General features: G+C 68.2%; 11 protein-coding genes. 8 read left to right on the forward strand and 3 right to left on the reverse strand.

All coding sequences use genetic code 11. The features are described from left to right. The first annotated feature begins 149 nt into the window (after positions 1 to 149). From ABZV91_RS29165 to ABZV91_RS29200, 8 genes are all read left to right on the forward strand, one after another. Complete coding sequence (locus tag ABZV91_RS29165) at positions 150 to 686, forward strand: NUDIX hydrolase (protein ID WP_355248497.1); 537 nt, start codon at positions 150 to 152, stop codon at positions 684 to 686. Beyond that, positions 683 to 3,307, forward strand: a complete 2,625-nt coding sequence (locus tag ABZV91_RS29170; RefSeq protein ID WP_355248500.1) for a DUF6049 family protein — start codon at positions 683 to 685, stop codon at positions 3,305 to 3,307. The genes ABZV91_RS29165 and ABZV91_RS29170 overlap by 4 nt, the downstream gene beginning before the upstream one ends. A gap of 1,341 nt (positions 3,308 to 4,648) precedes the next feature. Next, a complete protein-coding gene (locus ABZV91_RS29175) occupies positions 4,649 to 8,473 on the forward strand; it encodes a lipid II flippase MurJ (protein WP_355248503.1) in 3,825 nt (1,274 codons plus the stop codon). 284 nt (positions 8,474 to 8,757) lie between these two features. After that, entirely contained in the window at positions 8,758 to 9,315 is a 558-nt protein-coding gene (sigM, locus tag ABZV91_RS29180) for an RNA polymerase sigma factor SigM (protein WP_355248523.1), read from the forward strand. Between the two features lie 131 nt (positions 9,316 to 9,446). Continuing rightward, positions 9,447 to 10,304 carry a hypothetical protein gene (locus tag ABZV91_RS29185; protein ID WP_355248506.1) on the forward strand — a complete coding sequence of 286 codons (858 nt, stop codon included), beginning with the start codon at positions 9,447 to 9,449 and terminating at the stop codon, positions 10,302 to 10,304. 147 nt (positions 10,305 to 10,451) lie between these two features. Beyond that, complete coding sequence (trxB, locus tag ABZV91_RS29190; protein WP_355248509.1) at positions 10,452 to 11,441, forward strand: thioredoxin-disulfide reductase; 990 nt, start codon at positions 10,452 to 10,454, stop codon at positions 11,439 to 11,441. Positions 11,442 to 11,483: 42 nt separating this feature from the next. Next, positions 11,484 to 11,816, forward strand: coding sequence for a thioredoxin (gene trxA / locus ABZV91_RS29195; protein WP_030524460.1), 333 nt, complete (start codon positions 11,484 to 11,486; stop codon positions 11,814 to 11,816). A 175-nt stretch (positions 11,817 to 11,991) separates the two neighbouring features. Then, positions 11,992 to 13,185, forward strand: a complete 1,194-nt coding sequence (locus tag ABZV91_RS29200) for an N-acetylmuramoyl-L-alanine amidase (protein ID WP_355248514.1) — start codon at positions 11,992 to 11,994, stop codon at positions 13,183 to 13,185. Between the two features lie 25 nt (positions 13,186 to 13,210). Here the strand turns inward: ABZV91_RS29200 and ABZV91_RS29205 are convergent, their stop codons facing one another. From ABZV91_RS29205 to ABZV91_RS29215, 3 genes are all read right to left on the reverse strand, one after another. Further along, the gene (locus tag ABZV91_RS29205) at positions 13,211 to 13,936 is read right to left on the reverse strand and encodes a GNAT family N-acetyltransferase (RefSeq protein ID WP_355248517.1); all 726 of its coding nucleotides are present in this window, start codon (positions 13,934 to 13,936) and stop codon (positions 13,211 to 13,213) included. Between the two features lie 218 nt (positions 13,937 to 14,154). Further along, positions 14,155 to 15,171: a ParB/RepB/Spo0J family partition protein gene (locus tag ABZV91_RS29210; RefSeq protein ID WP_355248520.1), complete on the reverse strand. Its 1,017-nt coding sequence runs from the start codon at positions 15,169 to 15,171 to the stop codon at positions 14,155 to 14,157. A 61-nt stretch (positions 15,172 to 15,232) separates the two neighbouring features. Then, positions 15,233 to 16,189 (reverse strand): ParA family protein, encoded by a 957-nt coding sequence (locus ABZV91_RS29215; protein WP_355248526.1) that lies wholly within the window; start codon positions 16,187 to 16,189, stop codon positions 15,233 to 15,235. Between the last annotated feature and the right edge of the window lie 2,836 nt (positions 16,190 to 19,025).

Consider the following 19,025-nt stretch of genomic DNA (forward strand, 5'->3'; position numbering starts at 1 on the left):
TTCTCTTTCCCCCCCCCTCCCCACTGTTTCTGCATGCGACGGGCAGGGGGTTCGCCGCTGAACCGGGGGCCACAATCTAATGGACCGTGGGGGCCACCACCCCGCGGCGCCGGAGGCGCCGCCAAAAGATACTGCTCTAGTATTGCGTAGTGTCTCCGGCCGATCGTGCGAACAGTAGACGCCGCCAGCCGCGGCGCCGTGGTTCGGCCGGTGGTGCGGCGAAACCCCGTATGCGTACCGTGCGGGAGACTTCGGCCGGGGGGCTGGTGGTCGATGGGTTGGACGGTCCGCCGGAAGCGCGCTGCGCCGCTTTGATCGGCCGCACCGACCGGCGGGGCCGGCTGCTATGGTCGCTGCCCAAAGGACATATCGAAGAAGGCGAATCCTCGGAAGAGACGGCGATCCGGGAGGTCGCCGAGGAGACCGGTATCCAGGGTGTCGTGGTCGCCGAATTGGGCAGTATCGATTACTGGTTCGTCACCGAGGGTCGACGGGTACACAAAACGGTGCATCATTTTCTGCTGCGTTCGGTCGGTGGCGAATTGTCCGACGCGGATGTCGAGGTCACCCAGGTGGACTGGGTACCGCTGAGCGAATTGAACTCGAGGCTGGCCTACGCCGACGAGCGGAGGCTGGCCGAGGTGGCGAACCGCCTGATCGACCGGATGGAGACCGGCAAGCGATGACGCGTGGACTGAGTCGGATCATGCTCGTGATCCTGACCATCCTCGGTTCGGCGGCGCTGCCCGCGCTGCTCGGATCCCCGGCTCACGCCCAGCCCACGGGTTCGGCCGAGGACGAGTCGATGCCGCAGTTCCTGAAGTTGTCCCTGGATTCGGTGAGTCCGGGCACCGTCACCGCGCAGAGCGAACCGGTGCTCACGGTGGCGGGCACGGTCACCAATATCGGTGACCGTGGGGTCGACGAGGTGGCTGTGCGCGTGCAGCGGGCGCGGCCGGTGTCCGATCCCAGCGAATTGCGTACGGCGCTGAAGCTCGATCAAGTCAACTACGAGCTCCCGACGCCTTTTCAGGATGTCGCGGTGCGGCTGGAGCCTGGACAGCGCCAGCAGTTCACCATGACCGTCCCGCTGCGGGACGCCTCGGGGACTTCGCTGAACATCACCGAGCCGGGTGTGTATCCACTGTTGCTGAATGTGAACGGCACCCCGGACTACGGCGGCCAGGCGCGGTTGGACGATGCGCGGTTCCTGCTGCCGGTACTGGGGTTGCCGGCCGCCGCGGACGGGAGCGCGCCGCCGCTGCCCACGCCCGCCGCGCCACCGGTGCAGACCACCCTGCTGTGGCCGCTGGCCGACCGTCCCCGGATGGTGGCCGGACAGACCGGCGACCTCGATCGAGAGGTCGAGCTGACCGATGACGAGCTGGCCGCGTCGGTGAGCCGGGGCGGCCGGTTGGACGAGCTGGTGGGCGCCTTGGAGTCGGTCTTCGGTGACGACCGGGCAGCCGACGGGCCGTCCTCGGCGGTCTGCTTGGCGATCGATCCCGATCTGCTGCTCACCGTGCAGGCCATGACCAGCGATTACCGAGTGCTCGCCAGCCCGTCCGACCCGGACGGCGCGACGCGTCCCGGTTCGGGAACCGAATCCGCGAAGGCCTGGCTGGACCGGTTGCGGAATCTGGCGTCCTCGATGTGCACGGTGGCGTTGCCCTTCGCCCAGGTCGATATCGCGGCGCTCGCGGCCGCCGCCGATCCCGCGTTGACCGCGCGGGCACTGGATTCACCGGCGGCGATCGTCGATTCGATCCTGAACACCCGTTCCGTTCGCGGTGTGAGCCTGCCCGATGCCAGCAGCCTGGAGCAGGGCGCGGCGCAGCTGCTGAAGAACCAGGGCTTCGGGACCGCCGTGCTGGCCGCCACCGCGGTAGCGCCCGAGGGAGGTATCGGCGACCCGTACGCGGCCGTACCCGACCTGGTGCGGCTGCCCGGTGTACCGGGTGCGGTTCCGCCGCCGGCGCCAGCGCCGGAGTCCGGCGACACCCCCGATGCGGTACCCGCCGGTGAGACCGCCGGCGACGGTGCCCGGCCGGATGCCGGTACGCCGGCACAGACCCCGGCGGGAGCCGCACCGGCGCAGCCGGGCGGCGGTTCCTCGACGGCCGATCCGGCATTGCGGGTGGCGACCTTCGACATCTGGCCGGCGGCCGCGCTTGCGGGAGTGGGTTCCAATCCGCCCACCCCGGCCTATGTCCCGGAATCGGCGCGGTACCCGGTGACCAACGATTCCCGCACCGCGCGTCTGCAGGATGCGCTGGGGGCGGTGTCCTGGCGGGCGCTGCAGAACGATCCGGGCCGGCCGCGGTCACAGTTGATCATGCCGCCGCAGCAGTGGGGAGCGAACCGCGACGAGGCCGCGGCGCTGCTGCGCCAGCTCGACCTGCTGGTCGAGAACAAACTGGTCGATCCGCGGCCCTTCGACGATCTGGTCGGCCAGTCGCCCGATCCGGTCCCGTATCAGCTGGCTCCGCTGCCGGAGGCCGCCGTGGAGGCGGTACCTGTCCATTTCGCCACCCCCGCCCGCGACCAGTCGCATCGGATCTCGCAGCTGCTGCAGGCGATGGTGGAGGTGCCCGAGGCGGCGCCGACCCCGCGCGCCTATCTCGATCCGCTGCGCGACGATCTGGTGCGCGCGCTGTCGCTGTCCGATCGGCGTGGCGGCCCCACCGCGCAGGCGGAGGTCTTCGCTGCCCGCCGGATCGAGAAGGCGACATCGACGGTCGACGAGATCTTCCGTTCCGTATCGGTGCTGCCGCCCGGCGGCGTGTACACGCTGGCCTCGGAGTCGAGTCCGCTGCTGCTGGTGGCCCGCAACGATCTACCCGTTTCGGTGCGGATCAGATTCCGCATCGACGCACCGGCGGAAACCAAGATCACCGATATCGGCGAGCAGCTGCTGCCGCCGCGCGGTACCCGATCGTTCCAGATCCCGTCCGAGGTCAGCGACAGTCGCAAACTCGTGGTACCCATCTCGCTGAGCACCCCGGAGGGGGTGCCGCTGGGCTACGCCACCTCGATCTCGGTCCGGTCCAATGCCTACGGCCAGATCCTGGCGATCATCACCGCGTGTGCGGCCGCCCTGCTGTTCTTGCTGGCCGGGCGCCGGTTGTGGCGGCGTTTCCACGGAAAACGCGATCCCGCGGACAAAGGCATCGATCCCGGGTTGCGGCAGCGGGTCCTCCGCCTGGGCCGCGCACGTCGCCGTGGGCGCGGCCGGTCCGGACCGCCGGTCGGCGAGGCGGCCCGGGAGGCGACGCACCCGCGGGCCCGCGGCCGGGAACGGGTGTAGCGGCAGATTTCCGCATGCCCGGCGGAGGGACCGCCGGTAGGCCGTGTGCGCGCGACCGGGGGAGGGTGACCCGGACCCGCGACCCATGGAAGATGGAGGGGTGCGCACCGGCCGTCCGGGTTCACCCCGGTACCGGGGCGCAGTCGGACGCATTACCGCCCGTTCGTCACGCGCGAACGTCGAGACAATGTGTTCGACGCGACACAGGGGACAACCGCCACGCGGGGTCCGGGCGATACAGGAGGCATGATGAGCGACGATGAATCCTCCGCTCATCGGCAGCAGCCCGGTCGACAACCCGACGGTCCACGAGCCCGCCGGTCTCCCAGCGCACCGTGGGAGCGAGTGCCTCGAGCTCCCGGCCCGGAGACGGATATGACCGGCCATCCCGGCGACCCGGAACCGACCCGCGACCGCCCCGGCCCGTTCCGCGAGCCGCCTCCGCAACTGCGCAGGCCCGAGCGGCCCGGTACGCCGGCGGATCGATCCGTCCCACCCGGTCCCCGTCCGGGCCCGGGGCCTCGCCCCGGACCTCATCCGGGGGAGGACCGCTACGCCCCCAACCGGCCACAGCATCCGGATCCGCGCATGCCCCGGAACCAACCGCCCGGGCGGCCCGCGAATCCGCCGCCGGGTGCCCGGCCGCCGATCCCCCCGGACCAGCGCTCCGCGCCACCGTCCGGCGCCCGCCCGGCCGTCCCGCCCGAGCAACGGTCCGCGCCACCGTCCGGCGCCCGCCCGGCCGTCCCGCCCGAGCAGCGCTCCGCACCCTCCTCGGGCGCCCGCCCGGCCGTTCCCCCCGAGCAACGGTCCGTGCCCCCCTCGCCTGCCCGTCCGGGTATCCCACCCGAGCAGCGCTCCGCTCCCCAGGGACCCGCACAGGCCGGCGTACCGCCGGTGCCGGGTGGCCGTCAGCAGCCACCCGTGGGCCGGCCCCCCCTGCCCGCGGCCGGCGGCCGATCACCGGCGCCGGGTAGCCGCCCGCCCGTCCCGGGACGACCCGACGACGGGCGTCCGCCGCAGCGCCCCCGCCCCGACGGCGCCCCCACCGCGGGCCCGTCCTCGGAACCGTTCCCCGCGCAGCGGATGCGGCCGATGCCGCCGGCCGCCGGTGGCCCACCGGGTCGCCCCGGACCCCAGCCTCCGATGCCTCCACAGGCCCGGCCGCAGGCATCGGATCCGCAGCCCCGAGTGCGCACTCGGCCCGTGCCGCCGCAGCCGTCGCCCGCGTCGCGCCAGGCGCCGCCGTCTCAGCCGTTCCGCCAGGTACCACCGGGCCCCAAGCCCGCACCGGCTCCCGTCGCCGCGGCTCCGGCGCGCGACCACCCGGGTACCGGTCGGATGGCCGCGGTCGCCGTCGCGGAGAAACCGGTCGCGGACAAGGCCGACAACAGCCAGGCCAAGCTGCTGAAAGATTCCGGGTCGATCGCGATCGCCACCCTGATCAGCCGTATCACCGGCTTCGGTAAACAGCTGCTGCTGCTCGCGGTCCTGGGCCCGGCCATCGCCAGCTCGTTCACCTCCGCCAGCCTCATCCCGAACATGATCGCCGAATTGGTGCTGGGTGCGGTGCTGACGGCGATCGTGGTCCCGACGCTGGTCCGGGCCGAGCAGGAAGACCCGGACGGCGGTGCCGCCTTCATCCGGCGCCTGGTCACCGCGGCCTCGGTGATTCTCGGAACCGCCGCGCTGCTGGCCACCGCGGCGGCACCGATTCTGGCCACCCACGTCTTCGTCTCCGCCAACGGCAAGGTCAACACGGCCCTCACCACGGCACTCACCTTCCTGCTGGTGCCCGCGGTGTTGTTCTACGGGTTGTCCGCGTTGTTCACCGCCGTCCTCAACACCCGCGGCGCCTTCAAACCGGGCGCTTGGGCGCCGGTGCTCAACAATGTGGTGGTCCTGGTCGTGCTGGGCCTGTACGCGCTGACACCGGGGGAGATCACCCTCGACCCCGTACGGATGAGCGATCCGAAACTGCTGGTGCTGGGTTGCGGCGTAACCCTCGGCGTGATCGTGCAGGCGGCCAGCCTGCTACCCGCGATCCGCCGCCAGGGCATCGACCTGCGCCCGCTGTGGGGGATGGACAGTCGCCTCAAGCAGTTCGGCACCATGGCGGCCGCGATCATCCTGTACGTGCTGATCAGCCAGATCGGCGGCATCTTCGCGAACAATATCTCCTCGCAGGCCGACGAGGCGGGCCCGGCGATCTACCAGAACGCCTGGCTGCTGCTCCAGTTGCCCTACGGCGTCATCGGCGTCACCCTGCTCACCGCGATCATGCCCAGGCTGAGCCGCAACGCCGCCAACGACGACACCCCCGCGGTCGTCGACGATCTGTCGGCCGCCACCCGGCTGACCATGATCGCGCTCATCCCCATCGTCACCTTCCTGACGGTGGCCGGTCCGCAGGTCGGCGACGCGCTGTTCGGCTACGCCCGGTTCGCCGAAGACGCCTCCCGGCTCGGTACCGCGGTGAGCTTCTCGGCGTTCACCCTGATCCCGTACTCACTGGTGCTGATCCATCTGCGGGTGTTCTACGCCCGCGAACAGGCGTGGACACCCACCTGGATCATCCTGGGAATCACCACCATCAAGATCCTGTTCTCGGCGCTGGCCCCGTTCATCGCCGACAGCAGTGAGCAGGTGGTGATCGTGCTCGGTGTCGCGACCGGCCTCGGCTTCACCACCGGCGCGGTGATCGGCGGCTACCTGCTGCACCGCAGCCTGGGCGATCTGCGGATGGCCAATGTCGGGCGGACGGTCAGCCGGGTGCTGCTGGCCTCGCTGGCGGGCGGTGCGGTCATGCTCATCGCGGACCGGGTCATGGGACTGGACCGGCTGACCGAATCACTCGGCGGGCCCGGATCGTTCATCCGGGTGGGTATCACCGCCATCGTCATGTTCGCGGTGGCCTTCGGGCTGATGCGCGTGGCCGGTATCCCCGAGGTCGTGGCGATCACGGTGGCCGTCTCGCGCCGTCTCGGCATCACCCCGCCGGCCCCCGAGATCGACCTCGGACCCGCCGAGGAGGAGTACGCCACTCGCGTTCTGCACCGGCCGGATCCGTACCTGGCGTACTCCGGCTTCGACTCGGCCATGGACGCGCAGAGCACCATGGTGCTGCCGGTGATCCGGCCGGACTCGGTTGAGCGCACCGGCTCCGGCCAGTTCCCGTACCCTGTTCGGCAGACGAGCACAAGAGGCAGGACCGCTGAAGTTGCGGCATACCAGGGCGAAGGAGGTCCGAGGGTGAGCGACGACGCGGTGGGCGAGCGCCCAGCCGCCGATTCTTCCTCGAATCCGGCGAGCGGTCGCCTGTCCACCGATGTTCCCCCGGAGCAGTCGGCACCGGGCGACCCGCACACCCGGCGCGGGGTCGGTGGACCGTCCGCGCACGATCCGGCGTACCCGGCGGAGCAGCGGTCGGAATCGGGGGCCTACCCCGACGACGACGAAACCGCGCGCTTCGCGGACGGATCGGACGACGGATACGAACCGGAAGAGCCCGGCGAACACCTGTCGGAGGAGCAGTTGCACCAGACCGGTGCGACGGTCTCGGCCACCGACCCGGTCTACGACACCGGCATGATCCCGGTTCCGCCGATGACCCGGTCCAGCCGGGTGCAGCGTGGACCCGAGCTCATCCCCGGCGCCTCGGTCGCCGGTGGCCGTTACCGGCTGCTGGCCGGGCACGGTGGTGCGCGCGGGCTGCGGTTCTGGCAGGCACTCGATATCAAACTCGACCGTGAGGTCGCGCTGACCTTCGTCGACGCCGATCAGAAGGCCGCCGGTAATTCCGGACAGGACGGCCCGCAGGCGATCCTGTCGCGAACCCTGCGGCTGGGCCGGATCAACTCTCCGGGATTGGCCCGGGTGCTGGACGTGGTGCGCGGTAGTTCCGGCGGCATCGTGGTCGCCGAATGGACCCCGGGCCGGTCGCTGCGCGAGATGGCCGAAACCGTCCCGTCGCCGATCGGTGCCGCGCGCGCCATCCGCGTCCTCGCCTCGGCCACCGAAATGGCCCACCGCAGCGGCGGAGCGCTGTCCATCGACCATCCGGACCGTATCCGCATCAGCGCGTCCGGTGATGCGGTGCTGGCCTTCCCCGGCACCCTGGGTGACGCGGATCCGCAGAGCGATGTCCGTGGCCTGGGCGCCATGCTGTACGCCCTCATGACCGCCCGCTGGCCGCTGCGCCAGGGCGGAACGAGCGGTAATGCCGCGACGGTCGGCGGACTGCACCCGGCCGATTTCGGTCCCGACGGCACGCCGGTGGAACCCCGCCAGATCCGGCCCGAGGTCCCGTTCGAGATCTCCGCGGTGGCGGTGCGGTCGCTGGAACCCGACAAAGGCGTCCGAACCGCCGCCACCATCCAGCATGTGCTGGAGCAGGCGTCGGTGGTGGACCAGAAGACCGATTTCATCCCGGTGCTGCGGCTCGGGCAGCGCGCCCCGGCGCCGGCCGACGAATCGCTGGCCGATCCCGAACTGCTCGCCGCCGAACGTGAGAAATCGCAGCGGATGATGTGGATCATGGTGGCCCTGGGCATTCTCACCGCCCTCGTCGTCGGCATCGTCATCTGGTGGCTGGTCAGCGTTTTCGCCCCGGGCGACTCCAGCGAGCCGCTCAACGAACAGAAGGTCATCGGGCTCACCACCAGCCGTGCGCCGGATGCCTCCGAGACGCCGGCGGGCACCCCGTCGGCGCCCACCGCGGCCGACGGGGTGCCGGTGCCGGCCAGCGGAGTGGTCGTGTTCTCCCCGGAGGGCACCCCCGACGATCCGTCCGGCGCCGCCGCCACCACCGATGGCGATCCGGCCACCGCCTGGCGCACCGACCAGTATTTCCAGCAGTTCCCCGCGCTGAAGAAGGGCGTCGGACTACTGGCCACACTGCCCAGCCCCGCGACGCTGACCAAAGTTTCGATCACCTCGTCCACCCCCGGCACCAATGTCGAGATCCGCACCTCGCCCACCGAGGCGGCCACCCTCGACCAGACCCAGCTCGTCGGCACGGCCGTGCTGAGCGACGGGGTGACCGAGGTCCCGATCCGGACCGATCAATCGGCGCGCTACGTACTCATCTGGGTTACCGGACTGGGTAATTCGGGGGCGCAGTTCCAGAGTTCCATCGCCGAACTCGGGTTCGAAGCCAAACCCTGACCGGCGCGTTCCGAGCAGCCCGTACGGTACGCGTGCGGGCCGAGATCGGTTGCCGCCGAATCGATTGCCGGGATATGATCGCGATCCGCGCTCTCAGCAGGGAGCCCGGCGGGATCAGGGGTTCGATTCCGCACGCTGCCCACCGCAGTGGTTGTCGGTACCGGATCACCGGCCGTCGTTGCTGCCGTGAGCGCTGTCCAAGGGGTTGGCTATTGGCGTCCGAAGTGAACGCGGGGGGTCGTGCCGGGACACGAGCCGCCGCGGGGGGAACAGGGGAATCCCAGCTGGATACGACAACCGATACAGAGCTGCTGCGCGCCCATGCGAACGGCGCACCGCATGCTTTCGCCGAACTGATCCGCAGGCACAACGATCATCTGTGGCAGACCGCCGTACGAGTCTGCTACACCCCCGAGGATGCGGCCGACGCCCTCCAGGAGGCACTGCTGTCCGCGCACCGCAACGCGGGTTCCTTCCGGGCGGAATCCGGGGTGCGCACCTGGTTGCACCGGATCGTCGTGAATGCCTGCCTCGACCGGATCCGCCGCAACCGCGCGCGTCCCACGCTGTACCTGGCTCCGGAGGTCTGGCCCGAGATCTCCGACGACTCCGACGACTACAGCCGGGTCGATATCTCGCTGGTGCTCGAACGTGCGCTCTTCCTACTTCCGCCGGACCAGCGGGCCGCGGTCGTGGCGGTCGACGTGGAAGGCTATAGCGTCGCGGATGCCGCGGAACTGCTCGGCGTCCCGGTGGGGACGGTGAAGAGCAGATGTGCGCGGGCCCGGCAGCGCCTCAAGACCGAACTGGATTCCCTGCACGTCGAGAGGAACCGGATGTAGGCGCCCCGCGTCAGTACCAGTGACACATTTTCCCTCCCCAACGGTATGTACCCGAGGGAGTACAGAAGAACCGGCCGCAGGAATCGGTATTCGAGTCAGATGGACGCAGCAGCATTGGAGGTGTGCAGGTCATGAGCCCCATTCCGCAACCTCCTTTCACGGCGGAGTTGCTCGCCGATCTGCACGCCGGAAATATCGATCCGGAGCTCGCTGCGCGCCTGTGGCCCGCGGTACAGCGCGACCCGGAAGCCAGACGTTATCTCGACTCGCTGGACGAGCTCCGCGGGTCGCTGGCGGCCCTGGGGACCTCCGAGCGGATCACCCGCCCGATTCCCGGTGATATCGCCGCGCGCCTGGACGCACTGGCCGGATCACTGGGCCGGCCGGGAGGCGATCCCGAGACCGGCGCGGCCCGGACCGAATTCGCGGAACCACCGCGTGATTCGCGACCGAAAGCGTCCGTTTTCCCGCCACCGTCCCACGCATCCGCTTCCCCGGCCCCCGAGGAGGCCGGTCCTGGAACGTCTTTGGCGCACGGGGCGCTCGCCGCACCCGTCTCCTCGGACGCCCGCCGCAGACAACGTCGTCTCGCGGCCGTGCTCGCCGCCGCGGCGGCGCTTGTGGTCGCCGTCGGCGCCGCGTTCTTCGCCGTCGCCGGTTCCGGCGGGGAAACCGCCCCCACGGCGGCTCCACCGCCCACCACGAGCATCGAACCGGGCTCCGCCCTCGATACCGTGGTGGCGCTGCGCGCGCTCGGCCGCAACGACGCCGGCGGTCGCCTCGCCGATCCCGCCGCCCTCACCGCCTGTGTCGAGGCCACCGGGATCGACCGTCCGGTGCTGGGGTCGGCCGATATGGATTTCCACGGCCGCGAAGCGGTCCTCATCCTGGTCGGAGGTCGCAACGGAGCACAGATCACCGCCCTGGTCGTCGGCCCGGGCTGCGCCCCCGGCAACCCCGATGTCCTCGCCACCACCGATATCGGCTAGGCATCGCCCCGCCCACGCCGCGGCGGGGCGGATCCTGCGTCCGGGCCCGCGTCCGACGGCACCCGCCGGGCGCGGGCTACCGGGAACAAAGCGCGTCTACCCTGTTGTTGACCGAATCGTCCCCGCTAGCTTTTCTGGAAGGGTCCCATGAGCACGCCAGTTCGCGACCTGATCATCGTCGGCTCCGGACCGGCCGGTTACACGGCCGCCGTGTACGCCGCCCGCGCCGAACTCCAGCCGCTGGTGTTCGAGGGCACTCAATTCGGCGGTGCGCTGATGACCACCACCGAGGTCGAGAACTTTCCCGGTTTCCGCGACGGCATCATGGGCCCCGACCTCATGGAACAGATGCGTGAGCAGGCCAAACGCTTCGGCGCCGAGATCCGCACCGAAGATGTGGACGCGATCGACCTCAGCGGCCCCGTGAAGAAGGTCACCGTGGGCGAGGACGTGTACGAGGCGCACGCGGTGATCCTCGCCATGGGTTCGGCCGCGCGCTACCTGGGTGTCCCCGGCGAGCAGGAACTGCTCGGCCGCGGTGTGAGCGCCTGCGCCACCTGTGACGGTTTCTTCTTCAAGGGCCAGGACATCGTGGTGGTCGGCGGTGGCGACTCGGCAATGGAAGAGGCGATCTTCCTCACCAAATTCGCCGCCAGTGTGACCGTGGTGCACCGGCGCGAAGAGTTCCGCGCCTCCCGCATCATGCTCGAACGTGCCAAGGCCAACGAGAAGATCCGCTTCCGCCTCAACGCCGAAGTCGTGCAGGTACACGGCGAGACCAGCGTCACCTCGCTGACCCTGCGTGATACTCGGACCGGCGACACCTCCGAGCTCGCCGCCACGGGACTGTTCGTGGCCATCGGTCACGATCCGCGCAGCGAACTAGTCCGCGGCCAGGTCGATCTGAACGCCGAGGGATACGTGCAGGTACGCGAACCGGGCACCCAGACCACCGTCGAAGGCGTTTTCGCCGCCGGTGATCTGGTAGACCACACCTATATGCAGGCGATCACCGCCGCTGGCACAGGTTGCCGCGCCGCCATCGACGCCGAACGCTGGCTCGCCGAAAAGGGCGATATCACCAGCAATACGCTGCGCAATGCCGACCAGCCGGTCGACGTCGCCGTAGCGAACTGACCCCGCGGGCGCGTCGCGCCCGGGAGATCGAGGAGAACAGCCATGTCCGAAAGCACCAATACGGTCACCGTCACCGACAAGTCGTTCGCCGACGACGTGCTGCTGAGCGAGAAGCCGGTACTGGTCGATTTCTGGGCCACCTGGTGCGGGCCGTGCAAGATGGTCGCCCCGGTGCTGGAGGAGATCGCGGGGTCGCACGGCGAGAAGCTCACGGTGGCCAAACTGGACATCGACGCCAATCCCGAGACCGCCCGCGATTATCAGGTGATGAGCATCCCGACTATGATCCTTTTTGCCGGTGGCAAGCCGGTGAAACAGATCGTCGGAGCCAAGGGCAAGGCCGCTCTCCTGCGGGAACTCGAAGACGTGATCTGACGTCTCGAATACGCCAACAGGCGGCCGTGACACGGCGACGCGCCGTAGTATGCCCTGACCAAGATTGTCGAATTCCGGTCCGGGTCTGACAGAATCGACCACGCTCCGTCGTGCGAGGGTGTAGGCCGTCGCATGAGTGGGTACCCGGGATTGACGGAAGGAAGGGCCCTCACGCATGCACCGACTTCGTCACGGCGACAGCGGTCCAGCCGTAGCAGAGGTTCGGAGCACCCTGGCAAGTCTGGGGTTCCTGCACGCGCACAACGGCGTGGACACCGATAGCGCGGGCGAATACTGGAAAGACACCGAAGCCACCTTCGACTATCAGCTCGATTCCGCGGTGCGTGCGTTCCAGCAGCACCGCGGACTGCTGGTCGACGGCGTCGTCGGTCCCGCCACCTACCGGGCGTTGAAAGAGGCGTCATACCGTCTGGGCGCCCGCACCCTCATCTACCAGCTCTCCGCACCTCTCTACGGCGACGATGTGGCGACGCTGCAGCGCCGGCTGCAGGATCTCGGGTTCTACGTGCACCGGGTGGACGGGTTCTTCGGCCCGCACACCCACGAGGGATTGACCTCGTTCCAGCGCGAGATCGGCCTGTCGGCCGACGGGATCTGCGGTCCGGACACACTGCGTTCGCTCGAACTGCTCGGCGCCCGGGTCACCGGCGGTAATCCGCACCGCATCGCCGAAGAGGAAGTAGTGCATCGGGCGGGGCCGCAGCTCACCGGTAAACGTATCGTCATCGATCCGGGTCTGGGCGGAGACGAGCGTGGCCGGGCGGTGCCCACCGAGTTCGGAGACGTGTACGAATCGGAGGTCCTGTGGGACCTGGCCAGCCGGCTGGAAGGCCGGATGGCGGCCACCGGGATGGAAACCTTCCTGTCCCGGCCGTGGGGCAGCAATCCGACCGACGTGGAGCGCGCGGAAACTTCCAACGCCTTCGACGCGGATCTGATGATCTCGCTGCGGTGCGCATCCAATTCCAGCCCCATGGCCAACGGCGTCGCCGGGTTCTACTTCGGCAATTCGCATGGGTCGGTCTCCATGATCGGCCAGGTGCTGGCCGGGTTCATCCAGCGTGAAGTGGTGGCCCGGACCTCTCTGCAGGATTGCCGGACCCATCCGCGTACCTGGGATCTGCTGCGTCTGACCAAGATGCCGACCGTGCAGGTCGACCTCGGCTACGTCACCAATCAGTACGATGCCTCGGTACTGGCCAGCCCCCGGATGCGCGACGTCATCGCGGAGGCGATCCTGATCTCGGTGAAGCGCCTCTACCTGCTCGGGCAGGACGATCAGCCCACCGGCACATACACTTTCGCCGAGTTGCTGGCCGAAGAACTCGCCGCCGCCGACAGCGGATAGCGAGTTCCCCGGCTGCGCGCGGCTGCTACAGCGTGAGGACCCGGGTCGGCACGGTCATCGACGCGGCGGCCAGCAGCTGATCGAGGGCGTGCTCGACGTCTTCCTTCCAACCGTGGTCGGAGTCGAGTTCGAGCCGCAACCGCGGGAAACGATGGTGCGGCGCCACCACCTCGAATCCGACCTCCTCCAGGAAGTCGGATTCGATCATGCAGTTCTGGGGGCTACAGTCCAGGCTGGATCCGCGCGTACCGCGATCGGGTGCGCCGATCCGCTCCATCAGGCGCATGGTCCCGGTGGGCCGATCGGACAGGGCGGTGCTGGGCGGGGTCCCGCGTATACCGAATGCCTCCAGGGCACGCACACCGCGCCGCACCAGATCGGTCACGACGCCCTGCACCAGCCGGTAGGCGATATCGCCGTCCAGGTCGGGGTACTCCGTGCCGAGGGTGGTGAGCAGTACCGCATCGGGGCTCACAGGGGAGGTGGGGAAGAGGCCGGCACGCGGCACGACGCGGGGCGGCGCGTAGATGGCACACCCGACGGTCTTGTCGTCGATGGTCGCCAATTGCCCGCAGGAACCCCATTCGAGCATGACCGTCGAGATCCAGGCTTCCTTCTCGAATACCGGATCGCTGAATCCGCACGAATCCGCGGCCACCGCGGGATCCATTTCCCAGAACACACAGCGGCGGGCATGAGCCGGTAGCCGGCTGATGCTCTCCAGGGTTAGTCCTGTGACGCTGGTCGACACCGCTCTGCTCAGCCTCCAGCTATCCGATTCGTCTACGCTCACGCCGCATCATAGTTTTCTCGACAGCCAGAATATGCGATCAAGCGAACCCGCCTCATTTCGCGTCACCGTGATCTTCGATTAATCCCTGTAGCCGCGCTCCGCCCCTCCGACCAGATACTGTCACAGTGACGTTTCAGCTCCGAGGGGGAGGTTGCGCGGCCGACAACGGCAAAATTTCAGTTTTCGACTGCTGTCTGCATCATCAGCTCGACGATTCGTTCCAGATCATCCACCGATCCGAACTCGACCACGATCTTGCCTTTTCGTTTACCGAGACTCACCGAAACCTTGGTGTCGAACGATGTCGACAAGCGGTCGGCCACATCCTGTAGTCCGGGGGAGTGGATCGGCGGCCGCTTCGGTGCTGGCGGCTTGGGCGGCTCCTCTTCCCGGTTCGCCAGCTTCACCGCTTCTTCGGTGGAGCGCACCGACAATCCTTCGGCGACGATCCGGGCGGCGAGCACTTCTTGTGCGTCGGCGCCACCCTCGAGACCGAGCAGAGCCCGCGCATGCCCGGCGGAGAGCACGCCGGCCGCGACTCGGCGCTGCACCGGAATAGGTAGTTTCAGCAGCCGGATCATATTGGTCACCACGGGCCGGGACCGGCCGAGCCGGGTCGCCAGTTCCTCCTGGGTGACCCCGAACTCCTCGAGCAGCTGCTGGTAGGCCGCTGCCTCTTCGAGCGGGTTCAGTTGCACGCGGTGGATATTCTCCAGCAGCGCGTCCCGGAGCATGGCATCGTCGTTGGTCTCACGAACGATGGCCGGGATGGTTTCCAGGCCCGCCTGCTGGCAGGCGCGCCAGCGCCGCTCGCCCATGATGAGCTGATAGCGGCCACTGCCCGATTCGATTTCCCGGACCACGATAGGCTGCATCAGCCCGAATTCCCGGACCGAGTGGACGAGTTCCGCGAGGGCCTCGTCGTCGAAATACTGACGCGGCTGCTTGGGATTCGCCTCGATCTTGTCCGGTGCTATCTCCCGATAGACCGCGTCGCCGGCCGAAGCCAGCTCCGCAACCTCGACGGGCTCCGGTACCTGATGAAGATAGGTGGATGCGGGGCGAGGCCCGGGATCCAGTCCGATCACCGCATTGGCCGCCTCGGTCCCCAGACCCGCGGCGACCGGCGCCGGTCCCGTCGGGATCAATGCCGCCAGACCGCGTCCCAGCCCACCCTTTTTCGACTGACTCACCGGCCTACCCTTTCCCTTGCCCGCGTCCACAACCACGCCCGATCACACTCGCTCGATCCATTCACTCCGCGCCATCCGCCGCCGCGGCGTACTTCACCGCACCGCGTGCGGCGAGCTCCCGGCCGGCATCCAGATAGCTCAAGGCACCGCGGGAGCCCGGATCATAATCCAGGACCGTCATCCCGTATCCGGGCGCCTCGGAGACCTTGACACTGCGCGGGATTACCGAGCGCAGCACAACATCGCCGAAGTGACTGCGCACCTCCTCGGCGACCTGGTCCGCCAGCTTGGTGCGCCCGTCGTACATCGTGAGCACTACCGTCGAGACATGGAGGTCGGGGTTGAGATGCGACTGCACCAGGCCGATATTCCGGATCAACTGACCCACACCTTCCAGCGCGTAGTACTCGCACTGGATCGGGATCAGGACTTCGCGCGCCGCGACCATCGCGTTGATGGTGAGCAGGCCGAGCGAAGGCGGGCAATCGATCAGGACGTAGTCGATGTCGTAGCCGGCGATATTGGCTTCCTGAATAGCTCCCTTGAGCCGTGCTTCGCGGGCCACCATGGAAACCAGTTCGATCTCGGCTCCGGCCAGATCGATCGTCGCCGGAATGCAGAGGAGATTATCGCTGTGCGGGCTCTTCTGGATGGCATCCTGAACCTTGATCTCACCGATCAGCAGTTCGTATGTGGACGGAATACCCGAATGATGCTCGACCCCCAGCGCGGTACTGGCGTTACCCTGCGGATCGAGATCGATTACGAGCACCTTCATCCCATGGTGCGCCAGAGCTGCGGCCAGATTCACCGTCGTAGTGGTCTTACCCACCCCGCCCTTCTGGTTGGCCACGGTGATGATGCGTTGCTCATGCGGTTTCGGCACTGTCACCTTTCCTGGATGCATTAGCTGGCTCGCGCGGTGCGCCTCGGCAGCAATCGGCGTCTCGGTGGGGGAGATGTGCCCGTATGGCGTACTCCCGAGGGTTTCCGGGCCGATATTGCTGTTGTCCAGCATTCCCGGTACGCGTGATGTTTCCCGTGAAACATTCGCTGAACCGTTCGACATAGACCGCTCCTAACGCGAGAACTGCAAGTCACGTGGCCTGACGGACGCCGGCGCCGTGTCGTCGAAACAAGCCGTACTGGTTCGAATCATGCTCCACGACGACAACCTCGGCATCTGCGCTCGGACCGGACGGCTTCGCTATGATGCACGGTCACGCGAAGCTACCTCCTCCGACGCTGACGCTCAGTCGCCAGTCGACCGAGCGGAGCTTTCGCCGCTGCAACACCAAGATTCCTACGTGGCACCGACGCTCACGCCCGACGCTCAATAGCTTGCCAGTCGCAGGCGTGATTAGAAAGCTGAATCGCTGCGACGCGCCCACGACACACACAACTTTCCGTATTCCGGCGCATGACGACGGAAACGAACGAGTCCGATCGCGATGTTTCACGGGAAACATGGACCGGGTGTGGCATCGTTCGGCGGATGCGCCGCGGTGGAACCGGCCATCGGGGAAGCCGACACCGACAACCCTTCCGAACCCAACCGCACAGCCTCTTCCGCACTCACTTCCGGACTTGCGGGCGCGATCAGAGACCGGTGGTCGACCCGCCTCGACGGGCGGCGCGTTGAGTGAAACTTCTGCTGCGAAGACGTAGCAGCGAATCGGGTTGTCACAGTGACGGTTCGGCGGGTAGGTAGGACCTATACCCACTGATGTCCGCCGGAGGCATCTTCGACACGATAGGTGGTCCAGGCATTCGGAAATCAGACGTTGCCGTGGTGCGCCGGGCGTGACTCGCCGGGTACGGCTCGCCCGGGAGCCTAGGAGGACTGGTTGCCGTGACCCGTACCCGAGTGGACTGGTCACGAGCGAGCCGATTCCCGGTAGCCCCGCGTGGCGGACCGCCGGCCCGGGGCTGTGCCGGCACTACCCCCGGAGACGGACTCGACCGCCATCGATCACCTACCGGTGCTCGCTCGGCATCAGCATCACCCACCACTGCTCCGGCAAGACTCGGTCAGTCGGGCATCGGTCGGTCGGGCATCGCTCGGTCGGGCATCACCAGACCGGCCTGGCTCAACCGCCCTGACAGGGCTGGTACCGGACAGGCGCGAATCGGTTGGCACTACTCCGTCGATGTCGCTTGTTGCGGTGAAGTACCGCCTGCGGAACCCGGTTCTCATCGAAACGATGCCGTCTTCCTCGTTCCGCAAACACCGGGCCCGCGCTTCCTCAACCATTCCGATCGAGCCGCACCCACCGATCTGTCGGCGTCTCAACGCCAACCACCGGCAGCTATCCGCTTGCATCCAACCTGTTCGCGCCGGTCCGCCCATAGTGGCCACAACGCGGCCGCTGACGATCACGGACCCGCACTTTCGGAGCCGGGCCGATGATCGCCACGCAGCGCCGGACGGGCTTTCCCGCGCCTCTCGGGTGCTGCCCACGTGGACCTGAGCTGTGGAACCGCTCGAGCGCTGATCTCTTAATCGGAGTTCGCCGGGTCTCGATCATCCGAAGCGTGCGCGGCCGACGGCCGTATTTGCGGTGAGCCCGGCGCCGAGCGGCGATGGGACAGTATGGAACGAGCGATTTCCATGTTCTACGCGTCGCCCGAATCTACTTGCGCCCAGAGTCCCGATGGCGGCGGCGTGGGCGGTGAAGAGGCGGTTCCAGGCGTTGTTCGCTGAGGTGATTGAGAAACGGGATCAGGGTGCAAGCGCTCGCCCCGCAGGGAATCGGTTCGCACCGGAGCTGGGAATCGGTCCGGTCGGACGTCCGCGTCAGGCCTGGAGCCGATCGCACCGAGCAGGAACACACCAAACGGGGTACGACCACACCAAACGGGGTACGACCACAATTAAACGGTGAGGCGGGCCGCACCAAACGGCGAGGCGGGCCGCACCAGCGGCGGAAGTGCACCGCACCGCGCCGAGGAACGATCCCCGGCCGCGCGCCCTGAACTCAGACCGCGGATCCTGCCGGGCCACGGCCGTTGGCGGCGCGGGCAGGAGCATCAACCCATGTTCACTGACGCATCCGACCCTCCGCAAAGTCGGTACTCGCTGCGAGCCGTGCAGGAGATTCTGCGCGTTCGAGGGCATAGACGAATCGCGTCACCGACCGGCCGACCTCCCGGATGCAGTGGCCGCGGCAAAGCATGGCGTGCATGATCGGCGACAGCGGCATCGGGCCACCGGTTCGCGCAGGCCACCCTCGTGCAGCTGCCGGACCACATCGAACACACCGACCTGTCAGGAGACCGCGTTGACGGCGACACCGCGCGGCGGACTCACTGCAACCACCGGCCTCCACCGACAGCCAGGCGCACCCAACAATCCCGTTTCACGTGAAACCGGCAGTGTGCATCCGACCGCGCCGACCGGCCCCGTCCCAAACGAACGGAGAAGTGCATCCGACCGCCTGGCGCCACCCCGAAGCGATCACCGGATCGGAGCACCCGCGTGCCGAGTGTCGACGCGACGAAATTTATCGATGGAGGCGGTCCGCCGACTACCCGGACGCAGCCGACTTCATGCAGGAGCAGTTCGAGCCCCGCCGGGTGGGCCCGGCCGGGCGCTACAGGAAAACCCAATTCTGTCGAATCCCGCCCCGCCGAACACGTCTACATCTGCGACCCACCGGTCGCGAACCGAGCTCACACGCAAGACGACAAGCGGGTCCCCAGCACGACAGCGGCCACGATTCCAGTCCACAGATCCCGACGAGCACTTCTACAAGTAACACCCCCGCGACCCCGCGACCCCGCGACCCCCGCGACCCCGCGACCCCGCGACCCCCGCGACCCCGCGACCCCGCGACCCCCGCGACCCCGCGACC

Source organism: Nocardia sp. NPDC004568, assembly GCF_040609955.1.
Classification (GTDB): domain Bacteria; phylum Actinomycetota; class Actinomycetes; order Mycobacteriales; family Mycobacteriaceae; genus Nocardia.